Source organism: Pseudomonas sp. GW101-3H06, from assembly GCF_059424605.1.
The window spans coordinates 4,905,700-4,924,382 of the sequence record NZ_JBWKZO010000001.1 but is presented as its reverse complement, the minus strand read 5'-3'; the positions used below and the strand labels follow the sequence as shown (position 1 = coordinate 4,924,382).

At 60.8% G+C, this 18,683-nt stretch carries 19 protein-coding genes; 9 read left to right on the top strand and 10 right to left on the bottom strand.

Going from position 1 to position 18,683, the window contains the following annotated elements:
• Nucleotides 1–13 precede the first annotated feature (13 nt).
• The gene (locus tag AC07ZE_RS22535) at nt 14–688 is read left to right on the top strand and encodes a DNA-3-methyladenine glycosylase I (protein ID WP_095195785.1); all 675 of its coding nucleotides are present in this window, start codon (nt 14–16) and stop codon (nt 686–688) included.
• A 99-nt stretch (nt 689–787) separates the two neighbouring features.
• Here the strand turns inward: AC07ZE_RS22535 and AC07ZE_RS22530 are convergent, their stop codons facing one another.
• From AC07ZE_RS22530 to arsC, 3 genes are read right to left on the bottom strand one after another with little or no spacing between them, the layout of a single operon-like run.
• Nucleotides 788–1,213, bottom strand: coding sequence for a DUF2069 domain-containing protein (locus AC07ZE_RS22530; protein WP_207266690.1), 426 nt, complete (start codon nt 1,211–1,213; stop codon nt 788–790).
• A gap of 2 nt (nt 1,214–1,215) precedes the next feature.
• The gene (gene wrbA / locus AC07ZE_RS22525) at nt 1,216–1,812 is read right to left on the bottom strand and encodes an NAD(P)H:quinone oxidoreductase (RefSeq protein WP_137805326.1); all 597 of its coding nucleotides are present in this window, start codon (nt 1,810–1,812) and stop codon (nt 1,216–1,218) included.
• Nucleotides 1,809–2,162: an arsenate reductase (glutaredoxin) gene (gene arsC / locus AC07ZE_RS22520; RefSeq protein WP_207266689.1), complete on the bottom strand. Its 354-nt coding sequence runs from the start codon at nt 2,160–2,162 to the stop codon at nt 1,809–1,811. Before arsC ends, wrbA begins: the two co-directional genes overlap by 4 nt.
• Before the next feature lie 114 nt (nt 2,163–2,276).
• Between arsC and AC07ZE_RS22515 the strand changes: the two genes are divergently transcribed.
• On the top strand, nt 2,277–2,744 hold the full coding sequence (locus AC07ZE_RS22515) for a TlpA disulfide reductase family protein (protein ID WP_137805328.1): 468 nt from the start codon (nt 2,277–2,279) through the stop codon (nt 2,742–2,744).
• An 87-nt stretch (nt 2,745–2,831) separates the two neighbouring features.
• Here the strand turns inward: AC07ZE_RS22515 and AC07ZE_RS22510 are convergent, their stop codons facing one another.
• The 4 genes from AC07ZE_RS22510 to AC07ZE_RS22495 all read right to left on the bottom strand — a co-directional run bounded on the left by AC07ZE_RS22510 (nt 2,832) and on the right by AC07ZE_RS22495 (nt 7,614).
• Nucleotides 2,832–3,236, bottom strand: a complete 405-nt coding sequence (locus AC07ZE_RS22510) for an META domain-containing protein (protein ID WP_095195780.1) — start codon at nt 3,234–3,236, stop codon at nt 2,832–2,834.
• Entirely contained in the window at nt 3,236–3,670 is a 435-nt protein-coding gene (locus AC07ZE_RS22505; protein WP_207266688.1) for a hypothetical protein, read from the bottom strand. The genes AC07ZE_RS22510 and AC07ZE_RS22505 overlap by 1 nt, the downstream gene beginning before the upstream one ends.
• Before the next feature lie 77 nt (nt 3,671–3,747).
• The gene (locus AC07ZE_RS22500; RefSeq protein WP_207266687.1) at nt 3,748–4,740 is read right to left on the bottom strand and encodes a 2-hydroxyacid dehydrogenase; all 993 of its coding nucleotides are present in this window, start codon (nt 4,738–4,740) and stop codon (nt 3,748–3,750) included.
• A gap of 120 nt (nt 4,741–4,860) precedes the next feature.
• Nucleotides 4,861–7,614, bottom strand: a complete 2,754-nt coding sequence (locus tag AC07ZE_RS22495) for a response regulator (protein ID WP_207266686.1) — start codon at nt 7,612–7,614, stop codon at nt 4,861–4,863.
• Between the two features lie 216 nt (nt 7,615–7,830).
• Between AC07ZE_RS22495 and AC07ZE_RS22490 the strand changes: the two genes are divergently transcribed.
• The 7 genes from AC07ZE_RS22490 (at nt 7,831) to AC07ZE_RS22460 (ending at nt 16,178) form a co-directional block, all read left to right on the top strand.
• On the top strand, nt 7,831–8,550 hold the full coding sequence (locus AC07ZE_RS22490; RefSeq protein ID WP_207266685.1) for a response regulator transcription factor: 720 nt from the start codon (nt 7,831–7,833) through the stop codon (nt 8,548–8,550).
• On the top strand, nt 8,540–9,943 hold the full coding sequence (locus AC07ZE_RS22485) for a sensor histidine kinase (protein ID WP_207266684.1): 1,404 nt from the start codon (nt 8,540–8,542) through the stop codon (nt 9,941–9,943). The genes AC07ZE_RS22490 and AC07ZE_RS22485 overlap by 11 nt, the downstream gene beginning before the upstream one ends.
• A gap of 167 nt (nt 9,944–10,110) precedes the next feature.
• Entirely contained in the window at nt 10,111–11,013 is a 903-nt protein-coding gene (gene cysM / locus AC07ZE_RS22480; RefSeq protein ID WP_207266683.1) for a cysteine synthase CysM, read from the top strand.
• Nucleotides 11,013–12,365 (top strand): 23S rRNA (uracil(1939)-C(5))-methyltransferase RlmD, encoded by a 1,353-nt coding sequence (gene rlmD / locus AC07ZE_RS22475; RefSeq protein ID WP_207266682.1) that lies wholly within the window; start codon nt 11,013–11,015, stop codon nt 12,363–12,365. The genes cysM and rlmD overlap by 1 nt, the downstream gene beginning before the upstream one ends.
• A 123-nt stretch (nt 12,366–12,488) precedes the next feature.
• Nucleotides 12,489–14,732, top strand: a complete 2,244-nt coding sequence (gene relA, locus AC07ZE_RS22470; protein ID WP_207266681.1) for a GTP diphosphokinase — start codon at nt 12,489–12,491, stop codon at nt 14,730–14,732.
• A gap of 41 nt (nt 14,733–14,773) precedes the next feature.
• Nucleotides 14,774–15,607, top strand: a complete 834-nt coding sequence (gene mazG / locus AC07ZE_RS22465; protein ID WP_207266680.1) for a nucleoside triphosphate pyrophosphohydrolase — start codon at nt 14,774–14,776, stop codon at nt 15,605–15,607.
• A 28-nt stretch (nt 15,608–15,635) separates the two neighbouring features.
• Nucleotides 15,636–16,178, top strand: coding sequence for a DUF2058 domain-containing protein (locus AC07ZE_RS22460; RefSeq protein WP_137805339.1), 543 nt, complete (start codon nt 15,636–15,638; stop codon nt 16,176–16,178).
• A gap of 70 nt (nt 16,179–16,248) precedes the next feature.
• Here the strand turns inward: AC07ZE_RS22460 and AC07ZE_RS22455 are convergent, their stop codons facing one another.
• From AC07ZE_RS22455 to fabA, 3 genes are all read right to left on the bottom strand, one after another.
• Nucleotides 16,249–16,437 (bottom strand): hypothetical protein, encoded by a 189-nt coding sequence (locus AC07ZE_RS22455; protein WP_207266679.1) that lies wholly within the window; start codon nt 16,435–16,437, stop codon nt 16,249–16,251.
• A gap of 302 nt (nt 16,438–16,739) precedes the next feature.
• Nucleotides 16,740–17,960 (bottom strand): beta-ketoacyl-ACP synthase I, encoded by a 1,221-nt coding sequence (gene fabB, locus AC07ZE_RS22450; protein WP_207266678.1) that lies wholly within the window; start codon nt 17,958–17,960, stop codon nt 16,740–16,742.
• A gap of 11 nt (nt 17,961–17,971) precedes the next feature.
• Nucleotides 17,972–18,487, bottom strand: a complete 516-nt coding sequence (gene fabA, locus AC07ZE_RS22445; protein ID WP_003179264.1) for a 3-hydroxyacyl-[acyl-carrier-protein] dehydratase FabA — start codon at nt 18,485–18,487, stop codon at nt 17,972–17,974.
• Between the last annotated feature and the right edge of the window lie 196 nt (nt 18,488–18,683).

The window sequence follows — 18,683 nt, the reverse complement described above, 5'->3', positions numbered from 1 at the left end:
CTCAGGAGAGGGCATGCGCGACTACAAGTGGCTGAACGAATACTGCTTGAACCGCTTCGGTTCGGCGGCTGAACTGGAAGCCCATCTGCCCGTTCCCAAGACGGCGGCACAATTGCGCGACATTACCGACGATCGCTACCTGTCGACCATGGCGCTGCGTGTGTTTCGCGCGGGCCTCAAGCACAGCCTGGTGGACGCCAAGTGGCCGGCTTTCGAGGAAGTGTTCTTCAAGTTCGACCCGGAGAAAGTCGTGCTGATGAGCGCCGAACACCTGGAGCGCCTGATGCAGGACGCGCGGATCATCCGTCATCTGGGCAAGCTCAAGAGCGTGCCGCGTAACGCGCAGTTCGTGCTGGACGTGGCCCATGAACAGGGCAGCTTCGGCGCGATGATCGCCGATTGGCCGGTGACCGATATCGTCGGGTTGTGGACCTTGCTTAAGAAGCGTGGTCATCAATTGGGCGGCCTGTCGGCTCCGCGTTTTCTGCGGATGGTCGGCAAAGACACCTTCGTGCCGAGTTATGACGTGGTGGCGGCGTTGAATGCACAGGACATCATCGACAAGGTGCCGAGCAGTCTGCGCGACCTGGCGTTGGTGCAGGACGTGTTCAACCAGTGGCATGCAGAAAGTGGCGGGCGGCCAATGAGCCAGATCTCGATGATGCTCGCGTATACAGTGAATCATTGAGACCGAGTAGGTCCAATCGCCTGCAGGCTGGCTCCCACATTGGATCTGTGCCGTACACAAGTCCCCTGTGGGAGCCAGCCTGCTGGCGATTGCAATCTCTCAGGCGACTGAGGGTTCGCCCTCGCCAGCCAACTTGCGATTCAACTGATACCGCCACCGCACGTACAACAGCGCCGAGCAGAACACCGCCAGGCTTGCCCCCATTTCCAGCAAACCGAACATCTGCCGGTTCGGGTCATATGCGGCCAGTGCGCCCTTGATGAAATACAGGTTCACCACAAAACACATCCACGAATGCCCGCGCGGGCTGCCGATGATCATGCCAGGTGCCAGCAACAGCAACGGCACCAGCTCGATCAGCAAAATCACCCATGGTCGGGCGCCGTGCAGGTCGGCTACCAGCAGGTAGTAGATACACAGCAACCCCACCAGGCCAAAAAAACACAGCAGACTGATGATGCGCATGGCCCGGACGCGGGGTTCAAGCCATTCGATGGCGGGCAGGATCTTCGGCTTCTTGGCCACTCTCAACCCTCCAGTTTCTGCGCCGTTTTGGCCAGGCGCATGCCCAGTGCGCGGCACAGCGCCACTTCATGGGCATCCAGACCGCTTTTGCCATCGGCACCGGCGTGGTGGCTGGCGCCATAAGGCGTGCCGCCACCCTGGGTTTCCAGGAGCGCCGACTCGCTGTAGGGCAGGCCGGTGATCAACATGCCGTGGTGCAGCAGCGGCAACATCATCGACAGCAACGTGGTCTCCTGGCCGCCGTGCAGGCTCGCGGTGGAAGTGAACACGCCGGCCGGTTTGCCCACCAGGGCGCCGGTCAGCCACAGGTTGCTGGTGCCGTCGAGGAAATACTTGAGTGGCGCCGCCATGTTGCCGAAGCGGGTCGGACTGCCCAGGGCCAGGCCAGCACAGTTTTTCAGGTCGTCGAGGCTGGCGTAGAGCGCGCCTTCGTCCGGAATATCCGGCGCTACGGCTTCGCATTCAGTGGAAATCGCCGGCACGGTGCGCAAGCGCGCTTCAAGCCCCGCCTGTTCCACGCCACGGGCAATCTGCCGGGCCATTTCATTGGTTGCGCCGCTGCGGCTGTAATACAGCACCAGAATGTACGGCGCGCTCACGGCAACAGCTCCAGGATTTGCTCCGGTGGACGGCCGATGACGGCTTTGTCGCCGACTTCGAGAATCGGTCGCTCCATGAGTTTCGGGTGAGCGGCGATGGCGGCGATCAATTGCGCCTCGCTCAGGCTGCTGTCGGCCAGGTTGAGGGTTTTGTATTCGTCCTCGCCAGCGCGCAGCAATTGTCGGGCGCTGATGCCCAGCTTGGTCAGCAGGCTCTGGATTTGCGTGGCGTCCAGCGGGGTTTCCAGGTAGCGGACCACGGTCGGTGTCAGGCCACGGACTTCGAGCAGTTCGAGCGCACCGCGGGATTTCGAGCAGCGCGGGTTGTGATAAAGCGTCAGATCGGTCATGAGCGGGTCGCATCTTGCGTAAGGTGGCGGCTATTCTAACTGTGCAGCGCGTAATCCAGAACCTCGGGAGGCGATGGGTCGCAGGCGCATTCAATTTTTCACAAGGAACACGACATGACTAGGCGACTGGCAGCGGCATTGACGATCATCGGAACGTTGATGCTGGGGGGCTGCGGTAACGACTACGGGATCGATCAAAGTGGACAGAAAGTCGCTGCCGAGCGTCTGGACAAACAATGGCTGGTGCTCAATTACTGGGCCGAATGGTGCGGCCCGTGCCGGACCGAGATCCCGGAATTGAACGCGTTGGCCGAGCAGCTCAAGGACAGGAAAATCGGTGTGTTCGGGGTCAACTTCGACAATGTGCAGGGCGAAGAGCTGAAAAGCGCCAGCGAGAAACTCGGGATCAAGTTCACCGTGTTGGCGCAGGACCCCGCCGAGTTGTTCGAACTGCCGCGCAGTGAGGCGTTGCCGGTGACCTACATCATCGATAACAAGGGCAAGGTGCGGGAACAGTTGATGGGCGAGCAGACAGCGGCGGGGGTGATGGCGAAGCTGGAGGCGTTGCAGGCTAAAAACTGATCAGGATGCTGGTCTATGGCTTAGAGGTTTTTGTGGTGAGGGAGCTTGCTCCCTCACCACAGGTTTCATCAGGCAAGCAGGGGGCGATCAACCCTCTTCAAGCCACCAGCGCAGCGGCTTGCCTTCAGCCGGCCAGAAGCGCATCTGGTCGATCGATGAAACGTCCCAGCGCTGCACGTTTTCCAGGGCCTGGAGGAAGCGTTTTTCCTGCTCCATCAGTGCTGGGGCGCAGAGTTTGCGGGTGCTGCCGATCTTGCCGAAGCTCAGCTTGTTGCCTTCCAGGGTATACGGCGCAAACCAATGGTTGCAGCCGCCGCTACCGTAGGCGCGACCGTCCTCATCGAGCGTGATGGTCAGGTGGCTGTAATCCATCAACGGCCGTTCGCCGATCCACTCCAGGATGTAGCTGCGGTTTTGTTGCAATTGCACAGGCTCGGCGGCGCAACCCAGCAGGCTTGCACCGACCATGCCGGCCAGAGCGAGGCGTTTCATCACGCGGGCTCCTGGCATTTCGGGCACAGGTGTTTCTCGCCGACGGTGCTCCAGCCCAACTCGGTAATCCGCGCGGTGGCGGCAGGCTTTTCGGCCTTGTTGCCCAGTTTGGCATCGACCGCAAACTCGAAGCTCAGCTCCTTGGCGCAGCTGTCGCAGTTCACTTTCCACGTATGGATCGCCAGTTCGCCGAACACCGGTCCACTGGCCACCGCGACCCATTGGCCGGGCGGATTGATCAAGTGGCGAACCGTTTCGACGGTCAGGCGCATGGACAAGTCCTTGGCGCCCTTGAGGGTCACGACCAGCACGTCATTGTTGCGAATCGAGCCGCCGTTGCCGGTGACTTGATAACGCCCCGGCACCAGGGCGCGGCATTCGGTGAGGGTGTGTTGCGGGTTCATCAGGCTGTAGCGGAAATCGTGTTCGACCATGGGTCCTCCAAATATGCGCGATATGCTAGCACGGGCATACGCGCAGCATGGCGCGGGCAGATGACCTTCGATCAGGTTCAGTCGTCCGTTACACGATTCTCTGGGGTGCCCGCCCTCCAGGCCGCGATATTGTATAAGGTGGTGGTGGCAATCGCGCCGAGGGCTTCGCGGGTCAGGAAGGCCTGGTGGGCGGTGACGATCACGTTAGGAAAGGTCAGCAGGCGCGCCAGTACATCGTCCTGCAGCGGCAGGTCGGAACGGTCTTCAAAGAATAGTTGCGCTTCCTCTTCATACACATCCAGTCCCAGATAACCCAGCCGACCGTCCTTCAACGCGTCGATCAGCGCAGGTGTGTCCACCAGGCCGCCGCGGCCGGTGTTGATCAACATCGCACCCGGTTGCATGTGCGCCAGCGATTCGCGGTTGATCAAATGTTTGCTCTGTTCGTTGAGCGGGCAGTGCAGGCTGATGATCTGCGATTCGGCCAGCAATTGCGGCAAGCTCAGATAGCGCGCACCCAAGGCTTCGACCTGCGGGTTCGGGTAAGGATCGTAGGCCAGCAACCGGCAACCGAATCCGTTCATGATTTTGGCAAAGGTCGCGCCGATCTGCCCGGTGCCGACCACGCCGACGGTCTTGCCCACCAAGTCGAAACCGGTCAGCCCATGCAAACTGAAATCACCTTCGCGGGTACGGTTGTAGGCGCGGTGCAAACGGCGGTTCAGCGCCAGGATCAGCGCCACCGCGTGCTCGGCCACGGCATGGGGCGAGTAGGCCGGGACGCGCACAACCGCCAGCCCCAGGCGTTTCGCCGCCGCCAGGTCGACATGATTGTAACCAGCCGAGCGCAGGGCGATCAGGCGCGTGCCGCCGGCCGCCAGGCGTTCGAGTACCGGAGCGCTGAGGTCGTCATTGATGAAGGCGCAGACCACCTCGTGATGCTCCGCCAACGCCGCCGTATCCAGGCTCAGTCGCGCCGCTTGAAAGTGCAGTTCAATGCCGGCCGGCAGGTCGGTGGTGAGGAAACTGTCGCGGTCGTAGCTCTGGCTGCTGAAAAGAATCGTGCGCATGCGTCCTCCTGAAGCGTGAATCTTGAAGGCTACCCCCAACTTTGTGGGAGCTGGCTTGCCAGCTCCCACGGGGATGGTGGTGAGCTTAGCGCCTGGTACGCACAGCGCCATTGCGCCATATCAAGCATTGATACGCGCCTGCGCGGCGAGGCGATTGATCGCCCGGTCGAGTTCTTCGAGGGCACCGAAGGCTTTTGGGTCCTGCTGCTTGAGCAGGGTTTCGCTGCGTTGGCAGGCAGCGCGTAGTTGCGGTACGCCACAATAGCGGGTGGCGCCATGCAGGCGATGAACCCGTTCGATCAGGGCATTGTGGTCGTGGCTTTCCTGCGCCTGGCGGATCGCTTCGCGGTCCGCCTCCAGCGATGCCAGCAACATCGCCAACATGTCCGCGGCCAGGTCAGCCTTACCGGCGGCCAGGCGCAAACCTTCTTCGTGATCCAGCACCTGCAGCTCATAAGCGCCGCCGTGGCTGTCACCTGAGCGCTCCGGACCCAGGTTGCGCAGCGCCAGGCCGCTCCATTTCAATACCACCTGAGCCAGTTGCCGCTCGCTGATCGGCTTGGTCAGGTAGTCGTCCATGCCACTTTGCAGCAGTGCACGTTTTTCGTTGGCCATGGCGTGGGCGGTGAGGGCGACGATCGGCAGCGGCGTGCAATGCCGTTCGCTTTCCCACTGGCGGATGGCTTCGGTGCTCTGGCGTCCGTCCATGCCAGGCATCTGCACGTCCATCAGCACCAGGTCGAACGTCTCGCTCTGTACCGCCCTGACGGCGGCGTAACCGCTTTCCACTGCAAGTACCTTGGCCCCCATGTCCTCAAGCAGGGTTTGCACCAGTAGCAGGTTGGCCGGGTTATCGTCGACGCACAGCACTTTCGGTGCGCGGCTTGAGACCGGTTCACCGGGTTCGTTGCGGGGTTGGCGCGGGTTGACCAGATCAGACAGCGCCCGCCGCAATTTGCGCGTGCAGGCCGGTTTGGCCTGGAGCTGGCTGTGGGGGTTGGGCACCGAAAGGTGGAACAGCGTCTGTTCCGTGGTCGGGCACAGCACCAGCACTTTGCAGCCCAGGTGTTCGAGGTCCCAGATGTACTGGTTGAGGCGCTCCGGTGGCATGTCGTTACTGGTGACACCCAGCACCGCCAGGTCGATCGCCTGATCGGTCTGGTGGGCGATGGTTACGCCGTTGGTCAGGCTTTCCAGGTTAGTGAACGGGGTGACAGCCAGGCCGCAGTCCTCCAATTGGTGCTGCAGCGCCTGGCGGGCCAGTTCGTGGTTTTCCAGCACCGCCACGCGGCGCCCGGACAACGGCGGACCGGGCAGGTCTTCAGTATCGTCGCGGGTTTTGGGCAGGCTCAGGCTGATCCAGAACTCCGAACCTTCGCCCGGCGTGCTGTCGACACCAATCTCACCGCCCATTTGTTCGATCAGCCGCTTGGAAATCACCAGCCCCAGACCCGTACCGCCGGGTTGCCGGGACAGCGAGTTGTCGGCCTGGCTGAATGCCTGGAACAGCGCGCGCACGTCCTGGTTCGACAGGCCGATGCCGGTGTCCTGGATGCTGATACGCAGTTGCACGCTGTCTTCGTGTTCTTCTTCGAGCATGGCGCGGGCAACGATGGTGCCTTCGCGGGTGAACTTGATGGCGTTGCTGACCAGGTTGGTGAGGATCTGTTTGAGCCGCAGCGGGTCGCCCACCAGGGACAGCGGCGTGTCGCGGTAAACCAGGCTCACCAGCTCCAGCTGTTTGGCGTGAGCGGCCGGAGCGAGGATGGTCAGCGTGTCTTGCAGCAGGTCGCGCAGGTTGAACGGAATATGATCGAGCACCAGTTTGCCGGCCTCGATTTTCGAGAAGTCGAGAATCTCGTTGATGATCCCCAGCAGGCTGTCAGCGGACTTTTCGATGGTGCCCAGGTAGTCGAGCTGGCGCGGGGTCAGCTCGCTTTTTTGCAGCAGATGGGTGAAGCCGAGAATGCCATTGAGCGGGGTGCGGATTTCGTGGCTCATGTTGGCGAGGAATTCGGACTTGATCCGGCTCGCCTCCAGGGCTTCCTTGCGCGCCAGGTCGAGCTCGATGTTCTGGATCTCGATGGTTTCCAGGTTCTGGCGCACATCTTCGGTGGCCTGGTCGATGCTGTGCTGCAGTTCTTCCTGGGCGTTCTGCAAGGTGCCAGCCATGCGGTTGATGCCGGACGCCAGTTCATCCAGTTCCTGGCTGCCGAGGGGCGGCAGGCGGGTTTCCAGATGGCCGTCCTTGAGCTGTGCCACGGCTTGTTTGATCTGGCTCAAGGGGCGATTGATCGTGCGACCCATGCGCAACGCCAGCAGCGCCGCGCCCCCCAAACCTGCGAAGATCATCAGCAGGCTGGCGAACAGGCTACGGTAACCGCGCAGCAGCATGCCGTTGTGGGTCAGTTCGAGTTCGACCCAGCCCAGCAGGCGATCGGCTTCATCGGGAATCACATCGCCCGCCAGGTTACGGTGTTTACCGAACACCGGCAGTAAATAGCGCGTTGCATCATTGCCACTGCGGCGCAGCATCTGCGAACCATCGCCCAGTGGCGCCTGATTGAGCATGATGGGGCCGGCGTGGGCCAGCAGCGAGCGGTCCGGCGCGAGGAAGGTCACGGCACGCACGTCTTGTTGTTCCAGGGACTCGGTGGCAATCCGCTCCAGCAGTTCGTTATTTTTGTGTCCCATGGCCGGTGCTACCAGCGGCGCGAGCTGCTCGGCGATCATTTCGCCGCGTTGCATGAGTTGGGTTTGCAGGTCCGATTGCTGCATCCAGGTAAAATAGCCACCCAGGACCAACGCCATCAGGCTGGTCGGCAACAGGGTCAGCAACAGCACGCGGCCTTTAATTCCCAGTTTCTTGAGCACGCATCTCTCCTGCTTCCAGCGATCGATAGACCTGCACATGCGTCCCGCACGCGCCACTTGCGCAGTGTAGCGATTTGCAGGCAGGCAATCCTCGTAAAATTGGAAGTCGTCATTCGTCGGTCGGTTCGACACTTTTGCGCGCAGGACACCCCCCTGGGTTGCCCTGTGCCGCGCAATCTTGAATAATTATCAACTGAGAATTATTTGCAGATACTCATGACTCCCATCACTGCCGGCCATCCCCGTATCCTCTCCATCGAAGACGACCTCGTGCTCGGTGCCTATGTTCATGAGCATCTGGGGCGTAGCGGCTTTCAGGTGACCTGGTGCCAGAATGGACAGGACGGCCTGGACGCTGCCCGTCGGCAAGCCTTCGATGTGGTGCTGATGGACATCCTGCTACCTGGCCTGGATGGGCTTTCTGTGTTGACGCAACTGCGTCAGAGCCATTCCACCCCGGTACTATTGATGTCGGCGCTTGGGGCCGAGGCGGATCGCATCAGCGGTTTTCGCCTGGGAGCCGATGATTACCTGCCCAAGCCCTTCAGCATGGTCGAGTTGCGGGTGCGCATCGAAGCGATTCTGCGCCGGGTGGCGCTGGATCGTCGGCCGACGCCGCTGGCCGTTGCTCCGGTGGCGGACAGCCTGCGTTTCGACGATGAGCGGTTCGAGGTTTTCTATGGCGAGAAGGCGGCCGGCCTGACCCGCAGTGAGTATCGGCTGCTGGAAACCCTGAACCGCAACGGTGATGAAGTGTTGAGCAAAGCCTTCCTTTATCAGCATGTATTGCAACGTGGCTACGCGGCCCATGACCGCAGTCTGGACATGCACATCAGTCAGATCCGTCGCAAGCTCAAGGCCATCGGCTATACCGAACGCGAAGTGCGCACGGTGTGGGGCAAGGGTTACATCCTGAGTGCCGGCGATGAAATGTAAGCTGCCGGGGCGGCATTCGCTGTTCTGGAAACTGGCCTGTCTGCTGGTGGCGTTCTGTCTGCTGATGATCTGGCTGAGCTGGTCCTGGGGGCGCTACATGGAGCAGCGCAATCAGTTCCTGTCTGATGACGCGCGCGGCACCCTGACGCGCTATGCCGGCGAGGCCGAGCAAGCGTGGCGGCAGCGCCAGCAGGAGGGCGTCGATAACTGGCTGCAGAGCATGCGCCACCGCGAAACGGGTTGGGTGGGTGTCATTGGTGGTGATTTACAGTCGTTAAGCAGCTATACGCTGACAGACAAGGAAACCGAGCGCCTGACCTTTCTACGGGGCCTGGATTGGCCCATCCACAAAAAAGGCCGGCCATGGATGCGTGTTCCGTTTCCGGGTGATTCGTCGGCCGGCAGCCTGGTGATTGAGTTACCGGAACGTTTTGTACCCGGACACTATCGGGTGTTCTGGCGCGTGATCACCAACGGTGTGATTCCAGGGCTGTTCACCTTGTTGCTCTGCGTCGGCCTCTATCGTTTGCTGGTGGTGCCGCTTAACCACCTGCGCGCCCAGGCCAATGCCTGGCGTGGCGATCAGTTGAATGTGCGGTTGTCGCGCCGTACCACCAATCGTTGCGACGAACTGGGCGAACTGGGCAGGGCGTTCGATCACATGTCCGAACGCCTGCAAAGTACCGTGGCGTTGCAACAGCAATTGCTGCGCGACCTGTCCCACGAGTTGCGCACGCCGCTGAGTCGCCTGCGGGTGGCCAGTGAAAGCGAGCAGGGGCTGGACGCCTTGCGCGAACGTATTGGCCGCGAGGTCGATGGCATGCAGCGGCTCGTCGAAGACACGCTGCAACTGGCCTGGCTCGACACCGAGCGCACCCGTTTGCCCGACGAAGCGATCCAGGTCCAGGCCCTGTGGGAGATGCTCACCGAAAACGCGTGTTATGAAAGTTGCTGGCCGCAAGGGCAGTTGCAGTGCTCGGTGGATTCCTCCTGCTGGGTGCGCGGCCATCTCAATACCCTGGCCCAGGCCCTGGAAAACATGCTGCGCAACGCGATTCGACATTCACCCGAAGGTGGCGTGGTCACGCTGGGTGGTCGACGTGATGGCAAATACTGGCATTTGTGGCTGGAAGATCAGGGCGGCGGTGTGGCGGAAGCTGATCTGGAGCGGATTTTCCTGCCTTTCACTCGCCTCGATGGTTCACGACCGGGGGATGGCGGCTTCGGCTTGGGCTTGAGTATTGCGAGGAATGCGGTGCAGCGTCAGGGCGGCAGGCTTTGGGCTGAAAACACCGGGAGCGGGTTGCGGATGAATATGCGGTTGGTGGCGGAGGACGCCTTCGCGAGCAGGCTCGCTCCCACTATAGACATTGATTGCCCGCAGATTATGTGACCGACCCCGATCCCGGTGGAAGCGAGCCTGCTCGCGAAGAGGCCTGAAAATTCACCACAAATCCTGCCTTATTCCCATAAACCATAAGCACCACACTTTGCGTGATATGGGCTTGCGAGGTTTGCCGGTATGATAGGCGCCCCCGCAGTCTGGATTGCGAATACGCCATGACCTTGCAGTACCCAACCATCGCCGATTGCGTCGGCAACACTCCGCTGGTCCGTTTGCAGCGCCTGCCCGGCGAAACCAGCAACACCCTTTTGCTCAAGCTCGAAGGGAACAACCCGGCGGGTTCGGTCAAGGACCGTCCGGCGCTGTCGATGATCACCCGTGCCGAGTTGCGCGGGCAGATCCACGCCGGCGATACGCTGATCGAAGCGACCTCGGGTAATACCGGGATCGCCCTGGCCATGGCTGCCGCGATCAAGGGTTACAAGATGATCCTGATCATGCCGGACAACTCCAGTGCCGAACGCAAGGCCGCCATGACCGCCTACGGTGCCGAGCTGATTCTGGTCAGCCAGGAACAAGGCATGGAAGGCGCTCGAGACCTCGCGCAGAAGATGGAAGCCGAAGGCCGCGGCAAGGTACTGGATCAGTTCGCCAACGGTGACAACCCGCAAGCGCACTACACCACCACCGGTCCGGAAATCTGGCGCCAGACCGAAGGCACCATCACCCATTTCGTCAGCTCCATGGGCACCACCGGTACCATCATGGGTGTTTCGCGCTACTTGAAAGAGCAGAACGAAAACGTGCAGATCATCGGTCTGCAACCTATGGAAGGTTCGGCGATTCCGGGTATCCGTCGCTGGCCCCAGGAATACCTGCCGAAGATCTACCAGGCCGATCGCGTGGACCGTATCGTCGACATGGCCCAGAGCGAAGCCGAAGACGTGACCCGTCGCCTGGCCCGCGAAGAAGGCATCTTTTGCGGTGTCTCGTCGGGTGGTGCGGTGGCCGCCATGCTGCGTCTGTCCAGGGAAGTTGAAAACGCGGTGATCGTCGCGATCATCTGCGACCGTGGCGACCGTTACCTGTCGACCGGCATTTTCGACGCGCCCAACTGATGGCCAAGCATGAGAGAGGCCTGCGCTTCCAGCCCACGGGCGGCAGCAAGGCCCCGCAAGTCCCGACCGGCAAAAAGCAGCGCCTGACCATCGAGCGCCTGGCCAATGACGGTCGTGGTATCGCGTTTTTCGAGGGACGTACCTGGTTCGTCATCGGCGCATTGGCCGGTGAAGAAATCGAGGCGCGCGTGCTCGGTGCCCACGGCAAAGTGGTCGAGGCGCGTACCGAGCGGGTGTTCAAGGCCAGCGAACTGCGTCGCCCGGCGCCGTGTGCCCATGCCGGTCGCTGCGGCGGTTGCAGCGTGCAACATTTGCCTCACAGTGAACAGCTCGCCCTGAAACAGCGCATGCTCGCCGAGCAATTGACCCGGGTCGCCGGTGTAGAGCCCGAAGAATGGGCGGCGCCTTTGAGCGGTCCGGAATTCGCTTACCGTCGGCGCGCGCGGGTAGCGGTGCGCTGGGACATGAAGGCAAAAAAACTCGAAGTCGGTTTCCGTGCGGCCGGCAGCCAGGACATCGTCGCCATCGATGAATGCCCGGTGCTGGTACAACCCTTGCAACCCATCATGACCCGCTTGCCGGAGATGCTGCGGCGCTTGAGCAAACCCCAGGCGCTTGGGCACGTGGAATTGTTCAGCGGTTCATCGCTGGCGGTCTTGCTGCGACACATGGCGCCGCTGTCGGAAAGTGACATGACCATCCTCAAGGATTTTTGCGCGTTCCATGAAGCCCAGTTGTGGCTGCACGGCGATGGCGAGCCGCAACCGGTCGAAGCCGATCAATCCTTGGGCTATCGTCTGGAACAGTGGAACCTGGAGTTGGCGTATCGACCCGGAGATTTCGTCCAGGTCAATGCGGGGGTCAACGAAGCCATGGTGGCCCAGGCTCTGGACTGGTTGAAACCGACGGCGGATGAGCGAGTACTCGATCTGTTCTGTGGCCTGGGCAACTTTGCCTTGCCGCTGGCCCAGGCCGTTCGTGAAGTGGTGGCGGTGGAAGGCGTGGAGGTGATGGTCGAGCGGGCAGCCGCGAATGCCGTCAGCAACAATCTGAATAATGCGAAGTTTTTTCAGGCCGATTTATCCCAGCCTCTGACCGATGCCGAATGGGCGCGTGAAGGCTTTTCTGCGGTACTCTTGGACCCACCGCGTGACGGTGCTTTCGAGGTGGTGCGCAAGCTCAAGTCCCTGGGCGCCGAACGGTTGGTGTATGTGTCGTGCAACCCGGCAACTCTGGCACGCGACACGGTCGAATTGATCAAGCAGGGCTACCGGTTAAAACGTGCCGGGATTCTCGATATGTTTCCTCAAACGGCGCATGTCGAAGCCATGGCGTTATTTGAAGCGAGCTAGGAAGGCTCGTCTGGTCCGACTGACCTGTTCGTGCAGCCGCGTACCAGCCCGGCGTGGGCTCACGGGCAATGAAGGTCAGCGATTCTGACGCATTGAATCTGCGTCGTAGGGAAGGTAAGCAAGATGGTACAGGTGAGAGCACACCAGCCGATCAACACCGACGGCAGTATCAATCTCGAGGCTTGGCTCGATCATGCGGTCAGTGTCGATCTGGCACTGGATCGCGAAGCCTTGAAGGAAGCCTGCGAGTACGCTCGCGAGGCGGAACAACAAGCCAATGCGGCAAAGAATCTGTGGTCCGAAGGCAACTCGAGTTTCCGCACCGGTCTTGAAATCGCCGAGATTCTCGCCGACCTCAAGCTCGATCAGGATTCACTGGTTGCCGCGGTTCTGTACCGGGGCGTGCGCGAAGGCCAGATCCAGTTGCCGGCGGTCAGCCAGCGCTTCGGTCCGGTGGTGGCCAAGCTCATCGACGGCGTGCAGCGCATGGCGGCGATCAGCGACAGCCTGAGCCCGCGCAAGTCCCTGGTGCTGGGCACCCAGGGCCAGGTGGAAAACCTGCGCAAGATGCTGGTGGCCATGGTCGACGACGTGCGCGTCGCTCTGATCAAACTGGCCGAACGCACCTGCGCCATCCGTGCGGTGAAAACCGCCGATGACGAAAAGCGCAACCGCGTGGCCCGCGAAGTGTTCGACATTTACGCGCCACTGGCCCATCGCCTGGGTATCGGTCACATCAAATGGGAGCTGGAGGACTTGTCCTTCCGTTACCTGGAGCCTGACCAGTACAAGCAGATCGCCAAGTTGCTCCACGAGCGGCGACTGGATCGCGAGCGCTTCATCAGCGACGTGATGAGCCAACTGAAAAACGAATTGCAGGCCACCGGTGTCGACGCCGACATCAGCGGCCGGGCCAAACACATCTATTCGATCTGGCGCAAAATGCAGCGCAAGGGTCTGGAGTTCAGCCAGATCTACGACGTGCGCGCCGTTCGCGTGCTGGTGCCGGAAATGCGCGACTGCTACACCGCGCTTGGCATCGTCCACACCTTGTGGCGGCACATCCCCAAAGAGTTCGACGACTACATCGCCAACCCCAAAGAGAACGGCTACCGCTCGTTGCACACGGCGGTGATCGGACCCGAGGGCAAGGTGCTGGAAGTGCAGATCCGTACCCACGCGATGCACGAGGAAGCGGAGTTGGGTGTTTGCGCGCACTGGCGCTACAAGGGCACCGACGTCAAGTCCGGCTCCAATCACTACGAAGAGAAGATTTCCTGGCTGCGCCAGGTACTCGAGTGGCATGAAGAGCTGGGCGATATTGGTGGTCTGGCGGAACAGCTGCGAGTCGATATCGAACCCGATCGCGTCTACATCTTCACGCCGGACGGTCACGCCATCGACTTGCCGAAGGGCGCGACGCCGCTCGACTTCGCCTACCGTGTGCATACTGAAATCGGTCACAACTGCCGCGGTGCCAAGATCAACGGGCGCATCGTGCCGCTCAACTACAGCCTGCAAACCGGTGAACAGGTCGAGATCATCACCAGCAAGCACGGCACGCCGAGCCGAGACTGGCTGAACCCGAACCTGGGTTACGTCACCACCTCGCGGGCACGGGCGAAGATCGTTCACTGGTTCAAGTTGCAGGCGCGCGACCAGAACGTTGCTGCCGGTAAAACCCTGCTTGAGCGTGAGCTCAATCGCCTCGGTCTGCCGGCGGTGGATTTCGACAAGCTGGCCGACAAGGCCAACATGAAAACCGCCGAGGACATGTTTGCCGCGCTTGGTGCCGGCGACTTGCGCCTGGCGCAACTGGTCAATCTGGCGCAGCAACTGGTCGAACCGGAGCGCGGCAATGAACAGCTGGAACTGATTCCGCGCAAGGCCACCGGTTACAAGCCGGGCAAGCGTGGCGACATCCAGATCCAGGGCGTCGGCAATCTGATGACCCAGATGGCGGGTTGCTGCCAGCCGCTGCCGGGGGATGCGATCGTCGGTTACATCACACAGGGCCGTGGCGTGAGCATTCACCGCCAGGATTGCGCCTCGGTGCTGCAACTGGCCGGGCGCGAGCCGGAGCGGATCATACAGGTCAGTTGGGGGCCGGTGCCGGTGCTCACCTATCCGGTGGACATCATCATCCGCGCCTACGACCGTTCGGGACTGCTGCGTGACGTTTCCCAGGTGCTGCTCAACGAGCGGATCAATGTGCTGGCGGTCAACACTCGCTCGAACAAGGAGGACAACACCGCGTTGATGTCCCTGACCATCGAGATTCCGGGGCTGGATGCGCTGGGGCGGTTGCTGGGGCGAATTTCCCAATTGCCGAACATCATCGAAACGCGGCGTAACCGTACCCCGTGATGATTGACGCCGCTCCCACAGGTCCTTGCAGAGTTCGATAAATGTATTCAATTGAAGACCTGCTACATCTGATGAACCGCCTGCGCGACCCGCAGTTCGGCTGCCCGTGGGACATCAAGCAAACCTACGCCACGATTGTCCCGCATACCCTTGAAGAAGCCTACGAAGTCGCCGACGCCATCGAGCGCGGTGACTTCGATCACCTGCAGGGTGAGCTGGGCGATCTGCTGTTCCAGGTGGTTTATTACAGCCAGCTGGCGCGGGAAGAAGGGCGCTTCGAATTCGATGGTGTGGTCGACAGCATCACCCGCAAGCTGATCCGTCGTCATCCCCATGTGTTCCCCACCGGCGATCTGTACGCGCCGCTGGATGTGCCGGGTCTGAGTGAAGAGCAGGTCAAGCAGCGTTGGGAGGAGATCAAGGCCGAAGAGCGCGCGGAGAAATCCGACGCTGCGCAACAACTGTCCTTGCTCGATGACGTCCCCGCCGCGTTGCCGGCGTTGTCCCGCTCGGCCAAGTTGCAAAAGCGTGCAGGGCAGGTCGGTTTCGACTGGCCCGATGCGCTGCCGGTGCTGGACAAGGTCCGTGAAGAACTCGATGAAATACTCGAAGCAATGGCCGACAACGATTCAGCGGCAATTGCCGATGAAGTCGGCGACCTGCTGTTTTCCGTGGTCAATCTGGCGCGACACCTCAAGGTCGACCCGGAAACCGCGCTGCGTGGCGCCAACAGCAAGTTCGAACGACGCTTCCGTTTTATCGAACAGGCATTGCGCGACACCCACCGTCCCATGGAAGATTGCACCCTCGAAGAGTTGGACGCCCTATGGGGCGAAGCCAAACGTCAGGAAAAGAATGTGCCCAGCTGCGGTTGAGCAGTTGCCTAAGTGAGTAATAAGCACCATGAGCATTTCCCTTCGCGACCAGTTGCTCAAAGCAGGGCTGGTCAACCAGAAGCAGGCCAAGCAGGTCAGCAAAGACAAGCAGAAACAGCAACGTCTGGCCCACAAGGGTCAGATCGAACTGGATGATTCCCAGCAGCGTGCCGCCCAGGAAGCCATGGCCGAGAAGGTCAAGCGCGATCAGGAGCTCAATCGCCAGCAGCAGGAAAAAGCCGAGGCCAAGGCCCGTGCCGCGCAGGTCAAGCAATTGATCGAAGCCACGCGCTTGCCGAAGTTGACGACCGAGGACTACTACAATTTCGTCGACGACAAGAAGGTCAAGCGGCTCTCGGTCAACACGCTGATGCGCAACAAACTCAGCAATGGATCGTTGGCCATCGTGCATCATGCCGGCGGTTATGAAGTGATCCCGCGGGAAGCAGCCCTGAAGATCCAGGAGCGTGATCCGCAGCGCATCGTGCAGATGAACGTCAAGACCGAAGAGGTCAGCACCGAGGACGATCCGTACGCGGCGTACCAGATCCCTGATGATCTGATGTGGTGATTGACTGAAGACTGCAACAACGACAAACCCCGCTCATGGCGGGGTTTGTCGTTTTCAATGCAGTCATTGCTCAAGCGGAGTGTAGCGCTCGTTGCTGCTCCAGAATTTCCAGTTCGGCCTTGTAGTTGTGGGCGTCTTTCTCGGAATGGAACATCCCGACCAGCAGGTCCTGTTGGTACACATCCCAGATCCGGACGCCGGCGGCTACGCCTTCATGGGACATCTGTGAATCGTCGCGTTCAGTTACTTTTACAGTCATCTGCTAGCTCCAATCTCTGTTATCTGCAGCAAGGCGTGTGCAGGACTCTGTTATAGATTTTGTTAGCCTGCTAAGTAAACGACTGAGTTTGCAAAGGGTTTTTTGCAAAAATGGAAACAGTCCTGCAGCCCGCGAAAACCGCGGCATTCAGTCGCAGGGCGTCGAGTTCCATGACAAAAGCTTCATGTTTGCGACGAAGACGCAAACCCTGTAGGGGCGGTGGTGTTGCGTCATTTTCCAGGGACAAAAAAAACGCCCCGAACCAGTCGGGGCGTTTTCATGTGCGGCTCAGAGACGGGGTATTACTTACCCTGCCAGCGCTTCAGTACCAGGGTGGCGTTGGTGCCGCCGAAACCGAAGCTGTTGCTCATCACGGTGTCGATCTTGGCGTTTTCCTGGGTCTTGGTCAGCACCGGCAGGTCGGCCACTTCAGGATCCAGCTCGTCGATGTTGGCGGAACCGGCAATGAAGTTGCCTTCCATCATCAGCATGCAGTAGATCGCTTCGTGAACGCCGGCGGCGCCCAGGGAGTGACCCGACAGGCTCTTGGTGGAGCTGATGGCCGGAGCCTTGTCGCCGAACACTTCACGCACACCTTTCATTTCCGCGACGTCGCCGACCGGGGTCGAAGTGCCGTGGGTGTTCAGGTAGTCGATCGGGGTGTCGACGGTGGACAGCGCCTGCTGCATGCAGCGGATCGCGCCTTCGCCACTTGGGGCAACCATGTCGTAGCCGTCGGAGGTCGCGCCGTAGCCAACGATTTCCGCATAGATCTTCGCGCCACGGGCCAGAGCGTGTTCCAGCTCCTCGACCACGACCATGCCGCCGCCACCGGCGATGACGAAACCGTCACGGTCGGCATCGTAGGCACGGGAGGCTTGTTGCGGGGTGTCGTTGCGCTTGCTGGACAGTGCGCCCATGGCGTCGAACAGGAACGACTGGCTCCAGTGTTCTTCTTCACCGCCGCCGGCAAAAACGATGTCCTGCTTGCCCATCTGGATCTGTTCCATGGCGGTACCGATGCAGTGAGCACTGGTGGCGCAGGCAGAGGCGATGGAGTAGTTCAGGCCTTTGATCTTGAACGGGGTGGCCAGGCAAGCGGAAACGGTGCTGCTCATGGTCCGCGTTACACGGTACGGGCCGACGCGCTTGACGCCTTTCTCACGCAGGATGTCCAGCGCTTCCATCTGGTTCAGCGTGGAGGCGCCACCGGAACCGGCGATCAGGCCGGTACGCGGGTTGGAAACCTGCTCTTCGGTCAGGCCGGAGTCAGCGATGGCGTCTTTCATGGCCAGGTAGGCGTAAGCCGCCGCGTGGCCGACGAAGCGATAGATCTTGCGATCGATCAGTTCTTCAAGGTTGAGGTCAATGGAGCCGGAAACCTGGCTACGCAGACCCATTTCGGCATATTCCGGGTTGAACCGGATGCCAGGGCGGCTTGCACGCAGGTTAGCGGAGACGGTCTCTTTGTCATTGCCCAGGCACGAAACAATGCCCAGACCAGTGATAACGACGCGGCGCATGCGAATAACCCTTAGAAGTTGTCAGTGGAGGTGAACACGCCGACCCGGAGGCCTTCGGCGGTGTAGATTTCGCGACCGTCGACAGTGACCGAACCGTCGGCGATGGCCAGGTTCAGCTTGCCCTTGAGGACGCGCTTGATATGAATGTTATAGGTGACTTTCTTGGCGGTCGGCAGGACCTGGCCGAAGAATTTCACTTCGCCCGAACCCAGGGCGCGACCGCGGCCTGGCAGGCCTTGCCAACCGAGGAAGAAGCCGACCAGTTGCCACATGGCGTCGAGGCCCAGGCAGCCCGGCATCACCGGATCGCCTTCGAAATGGCAGGCGAAGAACCACAGGTCCGGAGTGATATCCAGCTCGGCGACCAATTCACCTTTGCCGTACTTGCCACCCTCTTCGCTGATCAGGGTGATGCGATCAACCATCAGCATGTTCGGGGCGGGCAGTTGCGCGTTACCTGGGCCGAACAGCTCACCGCGACTGCAGCGCAGCAGGTCTTCCCGGGTAAAGGCGTTTTGTTTGGTCATGCGAGCTCCTCAATAGTCCCATGCGGCAGGTGGGGCAAATCTTCCCGGCCATTCGAAGCGTTCATGCCTCGAACCGGCAGCCTACTCATAGACTATTGCGTTGTGGTGAAAGTCACAGCACCAAGGACATGAATGTACACTTGTGCACTGAAATTTTTATTCAAGCCCCTTTTCGGGCCTGTTCGGGTGCCTAAGA

Coding starts and splice junctions, on each gene's coding strand:
- AC07ZE_RS22515 (WP_137805328.1), top strand. CDS start 2,277: ATGACTAGGCGACTGGCAGCGGCATTGACGATCATCGGAACGTTGATG.
- fabB (WP_207266678.1), bottom strand. CDS start 17,960: ATGCGCCGCGTCGTTATCACTGGTCTGGGCATTGTTTCGTGCCTGGGC.
- AC07ZE_RS22500 (WP_207266687.1), bottom strand. CDS start 4,740: ATGCGCACGATTCTTTTCAGCAGCCAGAGCTACGACCGCGACAGTTTC.
- fabA (WP_003179264.1), bottom strand. CDS start 18,487: ATGACCAAACAAAACGCCTTTACCCGGGAAGACCTGCTGCGCTGCAGT.
- AC07ZE_RS22485 (WP_207266684.1), top strand. CDS start 8,540: ATGAAATGTAAGCTGCCGGGGCGGCATTCGCTGTTCTGGAAACTGGCC.
- AC07ZE_RS22460 (WP_137805339.1), top strand. CDS start 15,636: ATGAGCATTTCCCTTCGCGACCAGTTGCTCAAAGCAGGGCTGGTCAAC.
- AC07ZE_RS22505 (WP_207266688.1), bottom strand. CDS start 3,670: ATGGTCGAACACGATTTCCGCTACAGCCTGATGAACCCGCAACACACC.
- cysM (WP_207266683.1), top strand. CDS start 10,111: ATGACCTTGCAGTACCCAACCATCGCCGATTGCGTCGGCAACACTCCG.
- mazG (WP_207266680.1), top strand. CDS start 14,774: ATGTATTCAATTGAAGACCTGCTACATCTGATGAACCGCCTGCGCGAC.
- AC07ZE_RS22535 (WP_095195785.1), top strand. CDS start 14: ATGCGCGACTACAAGTGGCTGAACGAATACTGCTTGAACCGCTTCGGT.
- AC07ZE_RS22510 (WP_095195780.1), bottom strand. CDS start 3,236: ATGAAACGCCTCGCTCTGGCCGGCATGGTCGGTGCAAGCCTGCTGGGT.
- AC07ZE_RS22490 (WP_207266685.1), top strand. CDS start 7,831: ATGACTCCCATCACTGCCGGCCATCCCCGTATCCTCTCCATCGAAGAC.
- relA (WP_207266681.1), top strand. CDS start 12,489: ATGGTACAGGTGAGAGCACACCAGCCGATCAACACCGACGGCAGTATC.
- arsC (WP_207266689.1), bottom strand. CDS start 2,162: ATGACCGATCTGACGCTTTATCACAACCCGCGCTGCTCGAAATCCCGC.
- rlmD (WP_207266682.1), top strand. CDS start 11,013: ATGGCCAAGCATGAGAGAGGCCTGCGCTTCCAGCCCACGGGCGGCAGC.
- AC07ZE_RS22455 (WP_207266679.1), bottom strand. CDS start 16,437: ATGACTGTAAAAGTAACTGAACGCGACGATTCACAGATGTCCCATGAA.